The organism is Acidovorax sp. GW101-11A03, from assembly GCF_059424825.1.
Genome location: NZ_JBWKZU010000020.1, coordinates 56664 through 76930 on the forward strand (window position 1 = coordinate 56664; position 20267 = coordinate 76930).

At 66.4% G+C, this 20267-nt stretch carries 12 protein-coding genes; 5 read left to right on the forward strand and 7 right to left on the reverse strand.

Going from position 1 to position 20267, the window contains the following annotated elements; translation table 11 throughout:
• Positions 1 to 30 precede the first annotated feature (30 nt).
• Both AC07Z7_RS10810 and AC07Z7_RS10815 read left to right on the forward strand, forming a co-directional pair.
• Positions 31 to 726 carry a fumarylacetoacetate hydrolase family protein gene (locus AC07Z7_RS10810; RefSeq protein WP_207253348.1) on the forward strand — a complete coding sequence of 232 codons (696 nt, stop codon included), beginning with the start codon at positions 31 to 33 and terminating at the stop codon, positions 724 to 726.
• A 124-nt stretch (positions 727 to 850) separates the two neighbouring features.
• Positions 851 to 1402, forward strand: a complete 552-nt coding sequence (locus AC07Z7_RS10815; RefSeq protein ID WP_219733310.1) for an NUDIX hydrolase — start codon at positions 851 to 853, stop codon at positions 1400 to 1402.
• A 15-nt stretch (positions 1403 to 1417) separates the two neighbouring features.
• On the opposite strand, the gene AC07Z7_RS10820 is transcribed toward AC07Z7_RS10815, so the two are convergent.
• The 7 genes from AC07Z7_RS10820 to AC07Z7_RS10850 form a co-directional block, all read right to left on the reverse strand.
• A complete protein-coding gene (locus AC07Z7_RS10820; RefSeq protein WP_207253349.1) occupies positions 1418 to 3703 on the reverse strand; it encodes a transglycosylase domain-containing protein in 2286 nt (761 codons plus the stop codon).
• 38 nt (positions 3704 to 3741) lie between these two features.
• Entirely contained in the window at positions 3742 to 5829 is a 2088-nt protein-coding gene (ligA, locus tag AC07Z7_RS10825) for an NAD-dependent DNA ligase LigA (RefSeq protein ID WP_207253350.1), read from the reverse strand.
• The gene (locus AC07Z7_RS10830; RefSeq protein WP_207253351.1) at positions 5822 to 6367 is read right to left on the reverse strand and encodes a hypothetical protein; all 546 of its coding nucleotides are present in this window, start codon (positions 6365 to 6367) and stop codon (positions 5822 to 5824) included. Before AC07Z7_RS10830 ends, ligA begins: the two co-directional genes overlap by 8 nt.
• A 12-nt stretch (positions 6368 to 6379) precedes the next feature.
• Positions 6380 to 7489 carry a hypothetical protein gene (locus AC07Z7_RS10835; RefSeq protein WP_207253352.1) on the reverse strand — a complete coding sequence of 370 codons (1110 nt, stop codon included), beginning with the start codon at positions 7487 to 7489 and terminating at the stop codon, positions 6380 to 6382.
• Between the two features lie 151 nt (positions 7490 to 7640).
• Positions 7641 to 11165, reverse strand: a complete 3525-nt coding sequence (gene smc / locus AC07Z7_RS10840) for a chromosome segregation protein SMC (RefSeq protein ID WP_207253353.1) — start codon at positions 11163 to 11165, stop codon at positions 7641 to 7643.
• A 294-nt stretch (positions 11166 to 11459) separates the two neighbouring features.
• The gene (locus AC07Z7_RS10845; RefSeq protein WP_207253354.1) at positions 11460 to 14483 is read right to left on the reverse strand and encodes a bifunctional diguanylate cyclase/phosphodiesterase; all 3024 of its coding nucleotides are present in this window, start codon (positions 14481 to 14483) and stop codon (positions 11460 to 11462) included.
• Between the two features lie 336 nt (positions 14484 to 14819).
• Positions 14820 to 16268, reverse strand: a complete 1449-nt coding sequence (locus AC07Z7_RS10850; RefSeq protein WP_207253355.1) for a short-chain fatty acyl-CoA regulator family protein — start codon at positions 16266 to 16268, stop codon at positions 14820 to 14822.
• Positions 16269 to 16416: 148 nt separating this feature from the next.
• Here AC07Z7_RS10850 and AC07Z7_RS10855 point away from each other — a divergent pair, with 148 nt between their 5' ends.
• The 3 genes from AC07Z7_RS10855 to acnD form a co-directional block, all read left to right on the forward strand.
• A complete protein-coding gene (locus AC07Z7_RS10855) occupies positions 16417 to 16815 on the forward strand; it encodes an acyl-CoA thioesterase (RefSeq protein ID WP_252659526.1) in 399 nt (132 codons plus the stop codon).
• Positions 16812 to 17975 (forward strand): bifunctional 2-methylcitrate synthase/citrate synthase, encoded by a 1164-nt coding sequence (prpC, locus tag AC07Z7_RS10860; RefSeq protein WP_207253357.1) that lies wholly within the window; start codon positions 16812 to 16814, stop codon positions 17973 to 17975. The genes AC07Z7_RS10855 and prpC overlap by 4 nt, the downstream gene beginning before the upstream one ends.
• 24 nt (positions 17976 to 17999) lie before the next feature.
• Positions 18000 to 20267, forward strand: a 2268-nt coding sequence (gene acnD / locus AC07Z7_RS10865) for a Fe/S-dependent 2-methylisocitrate dehydratase AcnD (protein WP_494766235.1), incomplete at its 3' end; no start/stop codon positions are given.

Sequence of the window (20267 nt, forward strand, 5' to 3'; positions counted from 1 at the left end):
CAGGCCCCACCCCATGAAAGACCGACAGACATGAGCTACGTGTTTACCCCCGCCCCCGTGGCCAGCGTGCCCGTGGTGGGCAGCGGCAACCGCTTCCCTGTGCACCGCATCTACTGCGTGGGCCGCAACTACGAAGAACACGCCAAGGAAATGGGCTTCACCGGCCGCGAGCCACCCTTCTTTTTCATGAAGCCCGCCGACGCCATCGTGGTGGTCAACGCAGGCGAAACCGGCCAGCTGCCCTACCCCAGCCTCACTGCCAACCTGCACCACGAGATCGAACTGGTGGTCGCCATCGGCAAGGGAGGCAAGAACATCCAGGCCGCCGATGCACTGAGCCACATCTACGGCTACGCCGTGGGCCTGGACATGACCCGCCGCGACCTGCAGAACGACATGAAGAAGCAGGGCCGCCCCTGGTGCATCGGCAAGGGCTTTGACGCCAGTGCTCCCATCGGCCCCATCACCCCGGCCGCGCAGGCTGGCGATGTGGCCAAAGCCGCGATCTGGCTGCAGGTCAACGGTGCCGACAGGCAGCGCAGCACGGTGGCACAGCTCATCTGGAACATCGCCGAAACCATCGAGCACCTCTCGGCCGCGTGGGAGCTGCAGCCCGGCGACCTGATCTACACCGGCACCCCCGAAGGCGTGGGCGCTGTGGTGCGTGGCGATGTACTGGAAGGTGGCGTGGAGGGCCTGGGCACGCTGCGCCTGAGCGTGGTGTAAGCCTGCCAGGAGCCCATCTGCGGTCCCGCCGGGGATCGCTTCCAGGCCTCAACCACTCATTTTTTAATAGCTATCAGCGCTTAACCAGCGGGCGCAGAGGCCATTTTTAGATCAAAATCCCTGCATGACTTTTCGCAGCCCCATCAAACACTGCCGCGCCTGCGGCACCGCCGTGGTCTACCGGCTGCCGGACGACGGCGACACCAAACAGCGTGCGGTGTGCCCCGCCTGCAACACGGTGCACTACGAAAACCCGCTGAACGTGGTGGGCACCGTGCCCGCGCTGCCCGATGGGCGCATCCTGCTGTGCAAGCGCAACATCGAGCCACGCTGGGGCAAGTGGACGTTGCCTGCGGGCTTCATGGAGCTGGACGAAACCACGGCCCAGGGCGCCGCACGCGAGACGGACGAAGAAGCGGGCGCACAGATCGAGATCGGCCCCCTGTTCAGCCTGCTCAACGTGCGCCGCGTAGGCCAGGTACATCTGTTCTACCGCGCCACGCTGCTCAGCGACCAGTTCAACCCAGGCTATGAAACCATCGAGGCGCGGCTGTTTGCAGAAGACGAGGTGCCATGGGACGAGATTGCCTTTCGCACCGTGAAGGAAACGCTGGAGGCCTACTTTGCGGACCGCAGGGCGGGTGCCTTTGGCCTGCATGTGATCGATATCGAGTAGCAGCTCCGCATCACACTAGCCGCCGACCCGCTCCTCGGCAGGCACAGGCGGGGCTGCATTGCCCGGGGCACCTGGCGAGCCTCCAGGCATGGTCGGCTGGTTTGGATCGCTGCGGAACAGCCCCCGCAGCCAGTCGCGCATGGTGTCCAGTGAGCTGTCCGGCGGCGGCACCGGGCGGGTGTCGAACTCGTCCACAAAGCGTTCATTGCCATCGATCACCTTGCTGCGGATGGCCTGCTGCATGAACTCGCCCACCATGGGCAGCGCGCTGCGGGCGCCCTGCCCCCAATGGTCGCTGCGCAGGGTGATGCGGCCATCGTTGAAGCCCGCCCAGGCGCCCACGACCACACGTGGGTTCATCAGGATGAACCAGCCGTCGGTGTTATCCTGGGTGGTGCCCGTCTTGCCCGCCACATCGGCCTGGATGCCGTAGCGGCTGCGAATGGCGGTGGCCGTGCCGTAGTCGATGGCGCCGCGCATGGTGTTGCGCAGGGTTTGCGCGGCGCGGGCGTCGAACACCGCCTCGGGGGCAGTCGGGGCAAAGGTTTCCAGCACCTTGCCATGACGGTCTTCGATGCGGGTAATGAGCACCGGCTCCACATAGCGCCCCAGATTGGCGATGGAGCTGTAGGCCGACACCATTTCCTTGAGCGTGACCGGGCTCGTGCCCAGCGCGAGCGAGGGCACCTCTTCGAGCTTGGACTGGCGCACGCCCAGGGCCCGCGCCACCTCGGCCACACGGGCTGGGCCCACCTGGTGCATGACCTGGGCGGTGATGGTGTTCTTGGAACGTGCCAGGCCATCGGCCAGCGTCATGGGTTCATCGCTGGGCGGACCACCATCGGTGGGGCGCCACACGCGGCCACCGCCCAGGGGGATCTCCACTGCTGAGTCCATGAGCGTGTCGTCGGGCGATGCACCCTGCGCAAAGGCTGCGCCATACACAAACGGCTTGAAGGTGGAGCCCGGCTGGCGGCGGGCCGCCTGCACGTGGTCGAACGGGTCCTGCGCAAAGTCGCGGCTGCCCACCCAGGCCAGCACATGGCCGGTGACCGGGTCCTGCGCCAGGAACCCAGCCTGTACGCGTGTCTTCTCGGCGCGCAGCGTCTGCAGGAAGGCGGTGTCGTCCAGCAGCGCCTTGAGCACATCCTCGGGCGCCTCGCCCTTGTCCACAGCGGTGCGGTACTCGGCGCTTTCGCGCACCAGCGTCTGCACCAGCTCGTTGTTCGGGCCCCAGCCATTGCGCTGCGACCAGGCCGTGTCGGCCACGCCTTGCAGCTGGCGACCCTGGCGCGCCACGGCCTGGTTGGCGATGGCCTGCAGGCGCGAGTCGATGGTGGTGCGGATCACCAGGCCATCGGCATACAGGTTGTAGCCATGGCTGTCGGCCCACTCGATGAGCTGCTTGCGCAGCTGCATCGCAAAGTGCGGCGCCGGGCCCATCACCTCGGTCTGGCGCTCGAAGTTGACACGCAGCGGGCGCTTTTGCAGGGCCTCCAGTTGCTTGGCTTCGAGCTTGCCGCGCTTGACCATCTGCGACAGCACGGTGTTGCGGCGGGCCTGCGCGCGCTCGGGGTTGAGCACCGGGTTGTAGTAGGCCGTGCCTTTGAGCATGCCGATCAGCGTGGCGCTTTCCAGCACGTTGAGCTTGTCCGCCGACTTGTCGAAATAGGTGCGCGCGGCCATCTCGATGCCGTAGGCGTTGTACAGAAACGGCACGGTGTTGAGGTAGGTCTCCAGGATTTCGTCCTTGGTGTAGGACGCCTCGATCTTGAGGGCCGTGATCGCCTCCTTGAGCTTGCGCGTGAGCGCCTGCGGGAACACGCGCGAGCGGCCAATCTCGTCCGGAAACAGGTTGCGGGCCAACTGCTGCGTGATGGTGGAGCCGCCCTGCGGGTCACCCCGCAGCGTGTGCACCACCGACGATGCCGTGCGCCGCCAATCAAGCCCGAAGTGATCGTAGAAGCGGTGGTCTTCGGTGGCGATGAGCGCATTCACCACGTTGGGCGAAATCTCGTTCAGCTCCACCCATTCGCGGTTGGCCCAGCGGTATTCGGCCAGCAGCTTGCCATCCACCGACATCAGCTGCGCGGGCAGCTCGCTTTTGGCCTTGCGGATGTCGCTGATGGAGGGCGTGAACGGGATCAGTACCAGCGTGTAGGCCAGCACGGCGGCAGGCAGTGCCAACACCCCCCACAGCAGCGCGCGGCGCAGCGGACGGGGCATCCAGGCGAACAGGCCGGCCAGCCAGCGGAACAGGGCCGCAGCACGGGCCTGGAGAGAAAGCAGCAAGGTGCGCATCAAAAAAGCTAGATAAAAAGGAGCGCAAAAAGAGCGCGTCAGGCGCCGGTGCCGACCAGCAAAGCCAGCATGCCCGCTTCATCCAGCACAGGCACGCCCAGCTCTTCGGCCTTGGCCAGTTTGCTGCCCGCTTCGGCGCCTGCCACCACGTAGCTGGTCTTCTTGCTGACCGAACCGGCCACCTTGGCGCCCGCGGCCTCCAGCATGTCCTTGGCCGCGTCGCGGCTCAATGTGGGCAAGGTGCCGGTCAGCACCACCGTCTTGCCCGCGAGGATCTGCGGGGCACGTTCAGCCACCGGGCCCTCGGGCCAGGCAACGCCGCAGGCGCGCAGTTGCTCGACCACCTCGCGGTTGTGCGGTTGTTCAAAAAAGGTGCGAATGGCCTTGGCCACGATCGGGCCTACGTCATTGACGGCCAGCAGTTGCTCTTCCGTCGCATCCATGATGGCGTCAAGCACCCCAAAATGCCGCGCCAGATCCTTGGCCGTGGCCTCGCCCACGTGGCGGATGCCCAGGGCAAACAGGAAGCGCGGCAACGTGGTCTGCTTGGACTTTTCGAGCGCAGCCAGCACGTTCTGCGCCGATTTTTCGGCCATTCGCTCCAGTGCGATCAGCGAGGTCAGGCCCAGCCGGTACAGGTCGGGCAGCGTGCGGATCACGTTGGCATCCACCAGCTGGTCCACCAGCTTGTCGCCCAGGCCCTCTATGTCCATGGCGCGGCGCGCGGCAAAGTGCAGGATGGCTTCCTTGCGCTGCGCGGCGCAGAACAGGCCGCCGGTGCAGCGGTGATTGGCCTCGCCCTTTTCGCGCACCACGGCGCTGCCGCAGACGGGGCAGGCCGTGGGCATGCGGAAGTTGGGCACATAGCCTGTGCGCTTGCCCGGCATCACACCCACCACCTCGGGGATCACATCGCCCGCACGGCGCACGATGACCGTATCGCCTACGCGCACGCCCTTCTTGCGGATCTCGAACAGGTTGTGCAACGTGGCGTTGGTGACGGTGACACCGCCCACAAACACCGGCGCCAGGCGTGCGACCGGCGTGATCTTGCCGGTACGGCCCACCTGGACGTCGATGCCTTCGATCCTGGTGGCCATCTCCTGCGCGGGGTACTTGTGCGCCACGGCCCAGCGCGGCTCGCGGGTCTTGAAGCCCAGATCGCGCTGCAAATCAAGCCGGTTGACCTTGTAGACCACCCCGTCGATGTCATACGGCAACGCATCGCGGCTGGCGCCTACCTGCTGGTGAAATGCTACCAATTCAGTAGCACCCACCGCAATCTTTACCTGCGCCGCGACGGGAAAACCCCAGGATTTCAACGTCTGCAGCATCTCAAAATGCGTGCGGAACTGGGGCCCGCCCTCGCCCGGCGGCGTGATGGCGCCCAGGCCATAGGCAAAAAAGCTCAGGGGCCGCTGGGCCGTGATGCTGGAGTCGAGCTGGCGCACCGCACCGGCGGCCGCGTTGCGCGGGTTCACAAAGGTCTTGCCGCCCTGCTCTCGCTGGCGCTCGTTCAGCGCGTCGAAGTCGGCACGGCGCATGTAGACCTCGCCGCGCACCTCCAGCAGCGGTGGAACGCCTTCAGGCAAGGTCAGCGGAATCTGCCGGATGGTGCGGATGTTGTGCGTCACATCCTCCCCCACCTCACCATCGCCGCGCGTGGCGGCCTGCACCAGGCGGCCATTTTGATAGCGCAGGCTCATGGCCAGGCCGTCGAACTTGGGCTCGGCCACGTATTCGATGGCGGGGTCTGCCTCGGTCAGCCCTAGCTCGCGCCGCACGCGCGCATCAAACGCCTGGGCGCCCGTCGCTTCGGTGTCGGTCTCGGTGTGGATGCTGAGCATGGGCACCGTGTGCCGCACGGGGGCCAGGCCTTCCATCACCGCACCAATCACGCGTTGCGTGGGCGAATCGGGGGTGACGAGATCGGGGTGCGCCGCTTCGAGCGCCTGCAGCTCGCGGAACACGCGGTCGTACTCGGCGTCGGGGACGGTGGGCTCGTCCAGCACATAGTACTGATGGGCCCAGTGGTTGAGCTGGGCGCGCAATGCTTCTATTTTGATAGCTGGTTGCGCTTGATCTACGAGCGCAGAGGCAGAAAAGAGGTCAGATTGTTCAGTCATGGCGGGGACTGCGCTCGAAATGCCTCTGATAGAAGCCGATATATCGTGTGCCCACTTGGAGGCAGGTGAGTTGCGCGTACTTCAATCGAACGGTTTTGTCAGCCCATTTTCCGATCCCATTGAACGAGCGAAACTCCACTTGTGCATCTGTCGCCCGCAACGAGCGACCCAGCGCAAACTCAGGCGACGGCCCCAGCTCACGCTCCAGAATCATCAGAGGGTAGTGCTGCGACAGCTGCTCGATGATGGTTCGCCATGAGTTCAACTCAAAGGAGGCCGAGAACTGGTGTCCTGGACGTATTCCCTCACGCTTTAACAGTCGCTCTTGAAACTCATCGGTAGCAGTCCGCCGTACGTCCGTGATGTCCGAGCGACGCAAGACCATCAGGCCATCTATCTGGAAGTCATAGACATACTCCAGCACCAACAAACTGTCTGAAGCTCCGACGAGAAAGCCTTGTATTTCGTGATCGTCAACGTCGTGCCGATGAACGGAAATGAGGCTTTTCGCCCTAAGGCAGCTTGTCAGCGACTGCATCTTGGATTCAGCTCAGCTAAACAACCGCCGCGCCAGCACGGAGCCCGCCGACAGATCCCGCCCATCCAACTGGTCGTACAGCAGCTCCAGGTCGCCCGCGATCGGGTCCATCGCCATCGCGGGCAGCGGGGTGCCGTTCTGGTCGCACAGCACGCCGTCCATGGCCTGGCACAGGGCGGCGGCCAGGTCGCGCAGGCGCGCAAAGGGCTGTTCGGTGCGGTGCACCTGGGCGACGTCCAGGCTCAGCGTGATGTCGCGGATGGCGGACTGGTCGGGGTCATCGGCCAGGGCCGCCTGGGTGTCGAAACCCAGGGTGAGCAAGGGCGGCAGGCCCTGGGTGCTGGCGGGCAGCACCAGGCGGCCGGGCATGGCGCCGGGCACAAAGCCCAGGCGGGCGGCGTTTTGCTGCACGTAGCCGGGGCTCCACGCGGCCTGGCGGGCGCGCAGCATGAACATGAGCTGGGCGTCGTGGTCGCTGGCGAACTGGTCCAGCTCGCGGGCGCGGGCCACTTCCTGCAGCATGTCGGGGAAGTCGGGGGCAGCGTTGATGGCGTCGGCAAAGGCCTGGGCCTTGACCACGAACTCGGAGAACTCGATCTCGTTCAGCGCCCCCATGCGGTTGGCCAGCTGCACGCCCGCCTGGAAGGACTGGTAGCGCTGGCCGGGGGCCGGGGTTTCCCACTGCTGGGTGGCTTCGTTCAGGCCTTCGATGGCAAAGGGCTTGCTGCCGGCGCGGCGGGTGGGCGGCAGCGCGGCCAGGGCTGCGTCGCCGGACACGACGTGCTCAGGCTGCAGCGAGGCGATCACATCGATAAGCGGGTCCAACCCAGGGCGGCGCTCTGAGGAGAACGGAGGTACGGGCAGTTGCAGGGCATCCCCCTCGTCCACAGCGTGGGTGGAGGGGTCGGGGCCCCGGTCCAGACCATGGAACTCGCCGCTGGGCACCGCTGCAGCGGCATCAAAACCGGGCTCCTGGCGCAGTGCAGGTTCTGCCGCATGTTCGCTGTCCTGCGGCAAGGCGCGCTTGGGCGCGTTGCGGCGCGAGGTCCAGGTGTTGTAGGCCACGATCAGTGCCAGCACCAGGCCACCGATGATGGCCAGACTCAGTTGCAATGTGCTCATAGAAAGAATTTTCGGCTATCCGTTGCATTGCCCACGCCCATGACGCATCGGACTGGCGCGGCCCGGGCGAGTGACGCCGAGCAAGGGCCGCCCCGCAGCAAGGGCGTCGTCCCCTTGAGGGGGAAGGCGCGAAGCGACTCAGGGGGCAAGCTCATACATCCACCATCGAGAGGGCCGACTCCATGTCCACCGCCACGATGCGCGACACGCCCTGCTCCTGCATGGTCACGCCGATCAGCTGCTCGGCCATTTCCATCGCGATCTTGTTGTGGCTGATGAACAGGAACTGCGTGCCCTTGCTCATGCTGGACACCAGCTTGGCATAGCGCTCGGTGTTGGCGTCGTCCAGGGGCGCGTCCACCTCGTCCAGCAGGCAGAACGGCGCGGGGTTGAGCTGGAAGATGGCGAACACCAGCGCGATGGCCGTGAGCGCCTTTTCGCCGCCTGACAACAGGTGGATGGTCTGGTTCTTCTTGCCGGGCGGCTGCGCCATCACCTGCACGCCAGAGTCCAGGATTTCGTCGCCCGTGATGATGAGCTTGGCCTGGCCGCCGCCGAACAGCTCGGGGAACATGCGGCCAAAGTGCGCGTTCACGGTGTCGAACGTGCCCGAGAGCAGTTGGCGCGTTTCGCCGTCGATCTTGCGGATCGCGTCTTCCAGCGTGTTCATGGCCTCGGTGAGGTCGGCAGTCTGCGCATCGAGGAACACCTTGCGCTCGCTGGCCAGCTTCAGTTCATCCAGCGCCGCCAGGTTGACCGCGCCCAAGGCTGCGATCTCGCGGTGCAGGCGGTCGATTTCGCCTTGCAGGCCGCCCATGCGCACATTGCCTTCAGTGATGGACTGTGCCACGGCCTCCAGATCGGCCTGGGCGTCGGCCAGCAAGGTCGTGTACTGCTCCAGGCCCAGGCGAGCGGCCTGCTCCTTGAGCTGGAATTCGGTGATGCGCTGGCGCAGCGGGTCCAGGGCACGCTCCAGCTGCATGCGGCGTTCGTCACTCGCGCGCAGCTTGGTGGTCAGGTCGTCATATTCGCTGCGCTGGGCGCCCAGGGCTTTTTCGCGCTCCATCTTCAATTCGAGCGCGGCTTGCAGGCCGCCTTGCGCGGCGGCGTCGGACAGACGGGCGAGTTCGTCGCGCGCACGCTGCTCTTCGTCGGCCAGGGCCTTGGCCTGCTGCGTGGCGGTTTCGATAGAGCGGTTGAGCTCGGCACGCCGCGCCTCCAGGCTGCGCTGCGAGAACGTGGCCTCCTGCGCCTGGCGCTCCAGAGTGCGCTGCTGCTCGCGGCACGCGGCCAGCTTGCGTTCGGCCTCGATGACTTTGTCGCCCAATTGGGCCTCGCGCTCCTGGCTGTCGGCCAGTTGCATGTCCAGCTCTTCAAAGCGTGCCTCGGCGGCCACGCGGCGCTCCTGCAGGTCGGCCAGCTGGGCCTCCACCTCGGCCAGGTCGCCATCGATCTGCTGGCTGCGCGCGCGGGTTTGTTCGGCCAACTGCGTGAGGCGCAAGGTCTCGACCTGCAGCTCATGGGCACGGCTCTGGGTTTCGGTGGCTTCACGGCGCGCGGACACCAGGCGTTGCGAGGCGTCGGCATAGGCCGCTTCTGCACGGACCAGGGCGGTGCGTGATTCTTCGGCGATCAGGGCCTGCGCGCGCAGCTCCTTTTCAAGGTGCTCGATCTCCTGCGCGCGGGCCAGCATGCCGGACTGTTCGGAGTCCTGCGCATAAAAGCTCACGCTGTGGGCGCTGACCGCATGGCCTGTGGGCACAAACACCACCTCGCCGGGCTGCAGCTGGCTGCGGCGGGCCAGAGCGTCGTCCAGCGTGGGCGCGGTGTAGCAACCCTGCAACCAGTCCACCAACACGGCGCGCAGGCCCGCATCGTTCAGGCGCAGCAGGTCTGACAGGCGGGCGTGGGGGGACGATGTTTCGGGGTAGCCCGCGGCGGGGGCGCTGTAAAAGGCCAGGCGCGCGGGCGGTGCATCCGTGCCGCCGGAGCCCAGGAAGCCGCGCACCATGTCCAGGCGCCCCACTTCCAGCGCTGCCAGGCGCTCGCGCAGGGCAGCTTCGAGCGCGTTCTCCCAGCCAGGCTCAATGTGAATCCGGCTCCACAGGCCTTGCAAGCCGTCGAGGCCATGTTTGGCGAGCCAGGGGCGCAGCTTGCCATCGGTCTTGACCTTTTCCTGCAGCGCCTTGAGCGCTTCCATGCGGGCTGACAGCTCAGCCTGGCGCGCGCTTTCACTGTTCACGGCCTGTTGGCGGGCACGGCGGTCGTCGTCGAGCTGGGGCACAGACTCCTGCAGCTCGTGCAGGCGGGCTGCGGTGGTTTCGGCAATCTCTTGCGCTTCTTCGAGTTGCTCGCGCAGGTTGGTCAGGCGAGCTTCGTCGGGTGCGGCGAGTGCATTGCGGTCGGTGCGCAGGCGTTCAAAGCGGGCGTCGAGCTGGCGGCTTTGCTCGTCAAAGCTGCGCTGCTCGGCAGCGAGCACGCCGATCTGTTGCTGCACCTGCACCACGCTGCTGCGCTGCTCTGCCGTGCGGGCCTGGGCCTGGCGCAGCGCTTCTTCCAGATCGGGCAGCTGCATAGCCTGCTCTTCGACCTGGGCGGCGAGCAGCTCCGCACGCTCTTCGGCGTCCACGCCCGCACCGGCCAGGTTTTCCAGCTCCACGTCGGCGTCTTCCTTGCGGGCCTGCCACTGGGCGATCTGCTCGGCCAGCTGCACCAGGCGCTGCTCCACGCGCTGGCGGCCTTCGACCACGTAGCGGATCTCGGCTTCAAGCTTGCCGACTTCGGCCGTGGCTTCGTAGAGCTTGCCCTGGGCCTGGTTGACCTGGTCACCTGCGGCGTAATGGGCCTGGCGGATGGTTTCGAGGTCGGACTCGACCGCGCGCAGGTCGGCCATGCGCGATTCGAGGTCGTTCACGGCCTGCAGGCCGTCCAGGCGCACCTTGTTCTGCTGCTCTTCGGCTTCGGCCCGCTTCAGAAACCACAGCTGGTGCTGCTTGAGCGTGGCGTCGGAGTTGAGCGCGTTGTACTTGGCGGCCACCTCGGCCTGTTTTTCGAGCTTTTCGAGGTTGGCGTTCAGCTCGCGCAGGATGTCTTCGACCCGCGTGAGGTTCTCGCGCGTGTCGTGCAGCCGGTTTTCAGTCTCGCGGCGGCGCTCTTTGTACTTCGAGACACCGGCGGCCTCTTCCAGGAAGAGGCGCAGCTCTTCGGGGCGCGATTCGATGATGCGGCTGATGGTGCCCTGGCCGATGATGGCGTAGGCGCGCGGGCCCAGGCCCGTGCCCAGGAACACGTCCTGCACGTCACGGCGGCGCACGGGCTGGTTGTTCAGAAAGTAGCTGCTGGTGCCGTCGCGGGTGAGCACGCGGCGCACCGCCACCTCGCCGTACTGGCCCCACTGGCCGCCCGCGCGGTGGTCGGAGTTGTCGAACACCAGTTCTACGCTGGCCCGGCTGGCCTGTTTGCGGGTGGTGGTGCCGCTGAAGATCACGTCCTGCATGCTCTCGCCGCGCAGTTCACTGGCCTTGCTCTCACCCAGCACCCAGCGCACCGCGTCCATGATGTTGGACTTGCCGCAGCCGTTCGGGCCCACCACGCCCACCAGTTGGCCGGGCAGCATGAAGTTGGTGGGTTCAGCGAACGACTTGAAACCGGAAAGCTTGATGGAGGTAAGACGCACGGGTCAGGGGGCGGACAAAAATGGGAGAAGCGGGGATGGGAAGGTGCGCCGGACGGGCGTTCCGGCGGGGAACACGCTGGCTGCAGCCACGGCGGAATGATACCGCGCCGCCTGCGTGCCCCCCTGCTCTGGCGGCTTGGGGCGGCTCCCTAAGCCCTGCATTGCGGAAACATTTGGTAAAAACAGGACTTTTCGCGCATCCAGCATGGCTTTATAGCTATCAATTTTGAATGCCTGCACCCTGCTGGACGGCCCGGCAAACAGCGCGCGGCAACCCCCTGCCCCACCCGGCATTCAGGCCTGGGGTGGCAACCCGTCCATCACATTGGTGCGGCGCACCAGGGCCTCGAACTCGGCCACGGGCAGCGGGGGGCTCAGCAGGTAGCCCTGCCAGGCATGGCAGTTGTGCCGCTCCAGAAACTCGCGCTGCGCCTCGGTTTCCACCCCTTCGGCGATCACGCGCAGGCCCAGGCTGGTGCCCAGGGCCACCACGGTGCGGGCGATGGCGGCGTCGTTGGGGTCGGTGAGCACGTCGCGCACGAAGCTCTGGTCGATCTTGAGCTGGTCCAGCGGCAGGCGTTTGAGGTAGCTCAGCGAGGAATAACCGGTGCCGAAGTCATCGAGCGAAAAGCCCACGCCATAGCCCTTGAGCTGGCCCATCTTGTCGATGGTGTCTTCCACATCCTCCAGCAGCAGGCCTTCTGTCATCTCCAGCTTGAGTTGGCGGCCATCGGCCCCGGCGCCGGCCAGGGCGGCAAGCACCTGGGCCACAAAGCCGCTCTGGTGGAACTGGCGCGGGCTCACGTTGACGGCCAGGCTCAAAGGCGCCAGTGCGGGCTGCAGCGCCCACGATGCAAGGCACTGGCAGGCGGTTTTCAGCACCCATTCGCCCAGCGGCAGGATGAGCCCGGTTTCTTCGGCCAGCGGGATGAAATGGGCGGGTGACACGAACCCGTCGCGCGGGTGGCGCCAGCGCAGCAGGGCCTCGGCGCCGATGATGCGGCCATGGTCGATCTGGGCCTGGTAGTACAGCTCGAACTGCCCCTGGGCCAGGCCTGTGCGCATGTCCAGCTCCAGCGCGGCACGCGCGCTCACGGCGGCTTGCATCTTGGGGTCGTAGAAACGCAGGGTATCGCGGCCCGCGTCCTTGGCCTGGTAGAGCGCCAGGTCCGCGCGCTTGAGCAGCTCGTCCGCCGTCTCGCGCATGCCGCTGAACACTGCCACGCCCATGCTCAGCGAGCTGTGGTGCGTGTCGCCGTCGAGCAGGTAGGGTTCGCGCAGCACGGCCAGGATGCGCTGGCCTATCTCTTCACTGCGTGCCGCCGCTTCCTCGGGGCTGGCGCCCAGGTCTTCCAGCACCACCACAAACTCGTCGCCGCCCTGGCGGGCCACGGTGTCGTCCTCGTGCACGCAACCGCGCAGGCGGTGCGCCACCTGCAGAAGCAGGGTGTCGCCCCGGTCATGGCCCCGGGTTTCGTTGAGGGTCTTGAAGTTGTCCAGGTCCAGCATCAAAAGCGCGCCACTGCGGTGGTGGCGCGCGCTGGCGGCCAGTGCCTGCTGGAGCCGGTCCATCAACAGGCGACGGTTGGGCAGGCGGGTGAGCGGGTCGTAGTACGCCAGGGTGTTGATCTCTTCCTCGGCGGCCTTGTGCTGGCTCAGGTCCTGCATGGTGATGAGGCGCCCGCCATCGACAAAGATGCCGGAGATCTCCACCGGCTTGAGTTTGCCGTCAGCGCACCGGATGGTGTATTCGGCTGCGGGGATCACGCCCCGGTTTCTGGCATCGATCAGCTTTTGCCGGATGGCATTGCGCTCCACCGGGTCCGGGTAGGCGCGCTGCCACCAGGTGTCCACGTCGGGCACTTCTTCCTGTGTATAGCCGCAGATCTGCACATAGCGCTCGTTGCGGAAGCTGATGAGGCCGTCCTCCTGCACCAGGCACAGCCCCATGGGCAGGCGCTCCAGGATGCTGCGCAGGCGCTGCTCGTTGGCGCGCAGGGTTTCTTCCATGCGCTTGCGCGAGGTGATGTCCTGCACCACGGCGATGTGGTGGCCGGTGATCCACATCGACGACACGGTGAGATCGCCCCAGACCACATGCCCATCCTTGTGGATGTAGCGTTTTTCGAGCCGGTACTCGGGCAGGTCGCCACTCTTGAGGCGCCGCACCTGGGCCATGTCGGCAGCCAGGTCGTCGGGGTGGGTGAGGCTCTGGAAGGTCTTGCCCACCAGCTCCTGCACGCTGTAGCCCAGGATGTCGGCATAGCGCTGGTTGGCGCGCAGGAACTGGCCGGTGTTGGAATCCACCTGCGCCACCCCCACGGTGGTCTGATTGAACAGGGCACGAAACCGCTCTTCGCTCTCGCGCCGCGCGTCGTCAGACACCTGGGCGCGCACCAGTGCCAGGGTGCGCTGGCGCACCAGCAGCCCCACCGTGGATGCGGCCAGCAGCGATACCAGCACACCGGCCAGCCCCGCCAGCAGCGGCAGCCGCGCCTCTTGCGGTGCCAGGAACGAGCGTGTGGGATAAAAGGTGAGCTGCCAGCGCCGGTCGTGCACCACCAGGTCGCGCACCAGGGGCCGCGCGCCGGGCAGGCCGGGGGAGGTCTGCTCCAGCAGCGAGCGCACCGTGGTGTCGCGGGCATCCGTGCGCACCGGGCCCTGGTCGGTCATGGCCACGGCAATGCCATTCAGAAACCCCTGGCTCCCCAGCCCCTGCACCAGGTCATACACCCGCAGGGTAGAAGCCACGGCGCCGACAAACCGCTGCTCGGCCGTGCCCGCCGTGGGGTCGAACACCGGCACGCGGATCACGATGCCCTGGCGGTACTTTTCTTCCTGGATCAGGTCGAACGGCGCCGACACCACGGTCTGGCCGCTGTCGCGGCTGTAGCGCATGGCCGCCAGGTTGGTGGGCTGGGCACTGATGTCCAGGCCCAGCACCCCTTCGTTGCCCACCATCGGCCACAGGTACTCGGCCACAAAATACTCGGCACGCTCGCCCGGCGGGTGGATGCGGAAGTTGGGGAAGCCGTCGGGCGAGAGCGAGGTGTCCACCCGCACGCGGGCCTCATAGGCCTCGCGCTCCGGGCCGGGCACCCAGCGCGTGAACGACAGGTTGCGCACCCCGGGGTAACGCTGGCCCACCTCCATCTCGCTGGCGGCGCGCTCGAAATCCAGGCGCGACAGATGGGGGTTGGCGGTGAACAGGCCCCGCAGACCGTTGACCACCTCGGTGTGCCCGGCGATGCGCTGACCCAAGGCGTCGGAAAAAGCCCGCGCCTCCTGCACAAACCGCGCCTGGTCGATCTGTGCCATCGAATCCGCCTGGTGTATTCCCAGCCACAGGCTCAGACCCAGCCCCAGCACGGCCACACCCAGGCCCGACCACCAGTGCCTGTAGCGGCCCGGCGCAAGCGGGCCAGACGGGAGGGGGGAACTCGGGGGGAGGGTCAGACGAATGCCTCAGCCGGGGAGCAAGTTGGTGGGACGCCAGCCAGGCACCCAATCGGCCAGCCAGAGCGGAATGGACGCAGGATAGCGGCAAACTTGGCCCTGTGGCACCAACATTTTGTTACCGCGCAACATTCAATAAAAAAGTGCCGTCTGCGCAACACTGTCATGCCTTGCAAGCTATGAAATGATGAGCACATTTCATGACCGATGAGTCACAGCCACCGGATACGGGGCAAAACGGCTGTGGTTCTCATTCACATCCAGCGCGCGCCCAATGGGCGGGAAGGCACGCTGCGGGCAGGCGTCGCGCTCACACACCTTGCAGCCCATACCGATCGGTACGGCGGCCTCGGGGCGTGCCAAGTCTAGCCCGCGCGAGTACACCAGCTGCGGCGCGTGGCGGATGTCGCAGCCCAGCGCCACCGAAAACTCCTTGCCCGGCACACCCCACCCGCCCCCGCTGCGCGACACGGTGCGCGCCACCCACAGGTAAGCCCGCCCATCCGGCATGCGCGCCACCTGCGGCACGATGCGCCCGGGTTGGGCAAAGGCCTCGTACACGTTCCACAGCGGGCAGGTGCCGCCGATCTTGCTGAAGTGAAAGTGGGTGGCCGATTGCCGCTTGCTGATGTTGCCCGCGCGGTCCACGCGGATGAAGAAGAACGGCACGCCGCGTGCACTGGGCCGCTGCAGAGTGGACAGGCGGTGGCACACGGTCTCGAAGCCCACGCCAAACTGCTGGCCCAGCCGCTCGATGTCGTAGTGGTGCCCCTCGGCCGCCTGCAAAAAGGCGGTGTAGGGCAGCACCAGCGCCCCCGCAAAGTAGTTGGCCAGGCCAATGCGCGCCAGCGCCCGGGCCTGGTCGCTCGATAAACCCGCACCAGCGGCCAGGCGTTGCAGCTCAGCGCCCTGCTCCAGAAACGCCAGCTGCGTTGCCATCTGGAACGCGCGCTGCCCCCGCTCCAGCCCCGCCGCCAGCTGCAGCACGCCGGTGTCGGCCTGGAACACGCGCTGTGCCTGCCCCGGCAGGTCGGCCACATCCACCACGCGCACGCCGTGGGCAGCCAGCAGGCGCTGGGCCAGCGCCTCGTCCGCACGGCCGGGTAGCAGGCCCCAGTCGGCGGCGCACTGCTCGGCGGCGTCGTCCAGCTCGGCAATGTGGTTCTGGCGCGCAAAGAAGAAGTCGCGCACTTCTTCATAGGCCATGGGCGGCTGGTGAGCCATGGCGCCCTCTCCGCCCCGGTCGTTGCCCAGGGCGGCCAGGCGTTCGAGTGCCTGGCGGTGCCGCTGGTGCAGCGCCAGCAGCGTGCGCGCCACGGCGGGCATGCCAGCGGCCAGCTCGCGGATTTCGGCGAGCGACACGGCTTCGCCCACGCCCTCCCCACCCACACCTGCGGGCAGATCGGCCAGCACCTCGCGCAGGCCCGTGATGAGGCGCGCCTCGTCGTCGTCGGAGAACCGCTGCACATCCACGCCAAACACGGCGTTGATCTTGAGCAGCACAGGCACGGTGAGCGGACGCTGGTTCTGCTCCAGCTGGTTCAGGTAGCTGGCCGACAGGTCCAAGGCCCGGGCCAGTGCCACCTGGGTCATGCCGCGCTCTTCGCGCAGGCGGCGCAGGCGCACGCCCATGAAGGTTTTTTTCATTGTTTCTTTCGCAGTGGGGCAACGCCATTCGTTCGCAAAACCAATCTGCAAATCATTCGCAAATTTTGCAAATCACAGGCGATGCCTTCGCAATCATTCGCCAATTTAGGTCTTACGAAGGGATGCCATTGTGCGTAAATTGCGAAGCATGACAACCCCTCAAGGCACCGTCGAGCTGACGGAAATCGTCTTCCCCGCCGAGGCCAACCACTACGGCACGCTGTTTGGCGGCAATGCCCTTCAGCTCATGGCCAAGGCGGCGTTTCTGGCGGCGCGCGGTGCCGCAGCGCGCGACGTGGTGATGGCGGGCGTGACCGATGTGCGTTTTCTGGCCCCGGTGCCCGTGGGCCATGTGCTCACGCTGCGCGCCTGGGTCAGCCGTATGGGCCGCAGCTCGCTCACCGTGTGCGTGAACGGCCTGGCCACCACGCTGGGCTCGCCGCCAGAGGCTGTGCTGCAAGGGGTTTTCGACATGGTGGCCGTGGACGCCAAAGGCCGCCCCACGCCCATCGCCACCGCTTACATGAACCAGGAGGAGACCCCATGACCACCCCCACCACCGTTGAAACCCCGGGCTTCAAGCCCAAGAAATCCGTGGCCCTGTCGGGCGTGACGGCGGGCAACACCGCCCTGTGCACCGTGGGCCGCACGGGCAACGACCTGCACTACCGGGGCTACGACATCCTGGACATTGCCGAGGTCTGCGAGTTTGAAGAAATCGCCCACCTGCTGGTGCACGGCAAGCTGCCCACACGCGCCGAGCTGCGTGCCTACAAGGTCAAGCTCAAGGCGCTGCGCGGCCTGCCGCTGTCGGTGAAGCAGGCGCTGGAGCAACTGCCCGCCGCCAGCCACCCCATGGACGTGATGCGCACAGGGGTCTCGGCCCTGGGCTGTGCGCTGCCCGAAAAGGACGACCACAACCTGCCCGGCGCACGTGACATTGCCGACCGATTGATGGCATCACTGGGCTCCATGCTGCTGTACTGGTACCACTGGGCCAGCTCGGGCCGCCGCATCGAGGTGGAGACGGACGACGACTCCATCGGCGCGCACTTCTTGCACCTGCTGCATGGCACAGCACCCAGCGCGGCCTGGGAGCGTGCGATGCACACCTCGCTCAACCTCTATGCCGAGCACGAGTTCAATGCATCCACCTTCACCGCCCGCGTGGTGGCCGGCACGGGCAGCGACATGTATTCGGCCATCACCGGCGCCATTGGTGCGCTGCGCGGCCCCAAGCATGGCGGCGCGAACGAGGTGGCCTTCGAAATCCAGAAGCGCTACGACACCCCCGACGAGGCCGAGGCCGACATCCGCCGCCGCGTGGAGGCCAAAGAGGTCGTGATCGGCTTCGGCCACCCGGTCTATACCGTGAGCGACCCGCGCAACGTCGTCATCAAGGGCGTGGCGCGCAGCCTGTCGCAAGAGGCGGGCAGCACCAAGATGTTCGACATTGCCGAACGGCTGGAATCGGTGATGTGGGAGGTGAAAAAGATGTTCCCCAACCTCGACTGGTTCAGCGCCGTGAGCTACCACATGATGGGCGTTCCCACCGCCATGTTCACGCCGCTGTTCGTCATTGCACGCACCAGCGGCTGGGCGGCGCACATCATCGAGCAGCGCATCGACAACAAGATCATCCGGCCGAGTGCGAACTACACCGGGCCCGAAGACCTGGCGTTTGTGCCGATCCAGGACCGCAAGTAAAACAATGCCCCCAGCCCCACGCGCATGAACACTCTGTACCGCAAGCCACTGCCCGGCACGCAGCTGGACTATTTTGATGCTCGCGCCGCCATCGAAGCCCTGCAACCCGGCGCCTGGGCCACCCTGCCCTACACCGCCCGCGTGCACGCCGAAAACATCGTGCGCCGCGCCGCCCCGGCCACCGTCAATGACTGCCTGCGCCAGCTCATCGAGCGCAAGCGCGACCGCGACTTTCCCTGGTACCCCGCGCGCGTGGTGTGCCACGACATCCTGGGCCAGACGGCGTTGGTAGATTTGGCGGGCCTGCGCGATGCAATTGCCAAGGAAGGCGGTGACCCAGCCCAGGTGAACCCCGTGGTGCCGGTGCAGCTCATCGTGGACCATTCGCTGGCCGTGGAATGTGGCGGATTCGACCGCGATGCGTTTGCCAAGAACCGCGCCATCGAAGACCGCCGCAACGAAGACCGCTTTCACTTCATCGAGTGGACGAAAAAAGCCTTTGCCAATGTGGATGTGATCCCGGCGGGGAACGGGATCATGCACCAGATCAATCTGGAAAAGATGTCGCCCGTGGTCCATGCCGACCGGGGTGTGGCCTACCCCGACACCTGCGTGGGCACTGACAGCCACACGCCGCATGTGGATGCGCTGGGCGTGATCGCCATCGGCGTGGGCGGCCTGGAGGCCGAGAACGTGATGCTGGGCCGCGCATCGATGATGCGGCTGCCCGAGATGGTGGGCGTGGAGCTGACCGGCCAGCGCCAGGACGGCATCACCGCCACCGACGTGGTGCTGGCGCTCACCGAGTTCTTGCGCAAGGCCAAGGTGGTGGGGGCCTACCTGGAATTCTTTGGCGAAGGCGCCGCCAAGCTCACCATTGGCGACCGCGCCACCATCTCCAACATGGCGCCGGAATATGGCGCAACGGCGGCGCTGTTCAGCATTGATGAGCAGACGCTGGACTACCTGCGGCTGACCGGCCGCGAGGCCAGCCAAGTCAAGCTGGTCGAGACCTATGCCAAAACCGCAGGTTTGTGGGCCGATGCGCTCGCGGACGCCGTCTACGACCGTACCCTGCGCTTTGACCTGTCTACCGTGGTGCGCAACCTGGCTGGCCCCTCCAACCCGCATGCGCGCGTGGCCACGTCCGACCTGGCCGCCCGGGGCATTGCGGGCCCCTGGGCGATGCCCTCGCCCGGCGAAGGCACGATGCCCGACGGCGCCGTGGTGATCGCCGCCATCACCAGCTGCACCAACACCAGCAACCCGCGCAATGTGATGGCCGCCGCCCTGCTGGCGCGCAACGCCCATCGGCTGGGCCTCACGCGCAAGCCCTGGGTCAAGACCTCGCTCGCGCCCGGCTCCAAGGCGGTAGAACTGTATTTGAAGGAAGCCGGTCTGCTGGCCGACCTGGAAGCGCTGGGCTTTGGCATCGTCGCCTTTGCCTGCACCACTTGCAACGGCATGAGTGGCGCGTTGGACCCTGCAATTCGGCAGGAGATCATCGACCGCGACCTGTACGCCACCGCCGTGCTCTCGGGCAACCGCAATTTCGACGGGCGCATCCACCCCTATGCCAAGCAGGCGTTTCTGGCCTCACCCCCCTTGGTGGTCGCCTATGCGATTGCGGGCACGGTGCGGTTTGACATCGAAAAGGATGTGCTGGCGGTGGTGGATGGCACGCCCGTCCGGCTCAAGGACCTGTGGCCCAGCGATGCAGAAATCGACGCCGTGGTGAAGGCCGCCGTGCAACCCGCGCAATACCGCGCGGTGTACGAGCCCATGTTTGCCCTGCGGCAGGACGATGGCCCGCGCGTACCGCCCCAGTACGACTGGCGCCCGCAGTCCACCTACATCCGCCGCCCGCCCTACTGGGACACCGAAGGCATTGGCGCACTCGCCGCCCACCCGCGCACCTTGCAGGGCATGCGCCCGCTGGCCATCCTGCCCGACAACATCACCACCGACCACCTCTCGCCCTCCAACGCCATCCTGCCGGACAGCGCGGCGGGCGAATACCTGGCGCGCATGGGCCTGCCCGAGGAGGACTTCAACTCCTACGCCACCCACCGGGGCGACCACCTCACCGCCCTGCGCGCCACGTTTGCCAACCCGCAGCTGGTCAATGAGATGGCGGTGATCGATGGCAAGGTCCAGAAAGGATCGCTGGCCCGCGTGGAGCCCGAAGGCCAGGTGATGCGCATGTGGGAGGCCATCGAAACCTACCTGCACCGCCGCCAGCCGCTGATCATCATCGCGGGCGCCGACTATGGCCAGGGCTCCAGCCGCGAC

What these genes read in the sequence shown, in the direction of transcription:
- AC07Z7_RS10835 (WP_207253352.1), bottom strand. Translation starts at nt 7,489, where the DNA reads ATGAGCACATTGCAACTGAGTCTGGCCATCATCGGTGGCCTGGTGCTG.
- ligA (WP_207253350.1), bottom strand. Translation starts at nt 5,829, where the DNA reads ATGACTGAACAATCTGACCTCTTTTCTGCCTCTGCGCTCGTAGATCAA.
- AC07Z7_RS10830 (WP_207253351.1), bottom strand. Translation starts at nt 6,367, where the DNA reads ATGCAGTCGCTGACAAGCTGCCTTAGGGCGAAAAGCCTCATTTCCGTT.
- AC07Z7_RS10855 (WP_252659526.1), top strand. Translation starts at nt 16,417, where the DNA reads ATGACAACCCCTCAAGGCACCGTCGAGCTGACGGAAATCGTCTTCCCC.
- AC07Z7_RS10810 (WP_207253348.1), top strand. Translation starts at nt 31, where the DNA reads ATGAGCTACGTGTTTACCCCCGCCCCCGTGGCCAGCGTGCCCGTGGTG.
- AC07Z7_RS10820 (WP_207253349.1), bottom strand. Translation starts at nt 3,703, where the DNA reads ATGCGCACCTTGCTGCTTTCTCTCCAGGCCCGTGCTGCGGCCCTGTTC.
- AC07Z7_RS10845 (WP_207253354.1), bottom strand. Translation starts at nt 14,483, where the DNA reads ATGGCACAGATCGACCAGGCGCGGTTTGTGCAGGAGGCGCGGGCTTTT.
- AC07Z7_RS10815 (WP_219733310.1), top strand. Translation starts at nt 851, where the DNA reads ATGACTTTTCGCAGCCCCATCAAACACTGCCGCGCCTGCGGCACCGCC.
- prpC (WP_207253357.1), top strand. Translation starts at nt 16,812, where the DNA reads ATGACCACCCCCACCACCGTTGAAACCCCGGGCTTCAAGCCCAAGAAA.
- AC07Z7_RS10850 (WP_207253355.1), bottom strand. Translation starts at nt 16,268, where the DNA reads ATGAAAAAAACCTTCATGGGCGTGCGCCTGCGCCGCCTGCGCGAAGAG.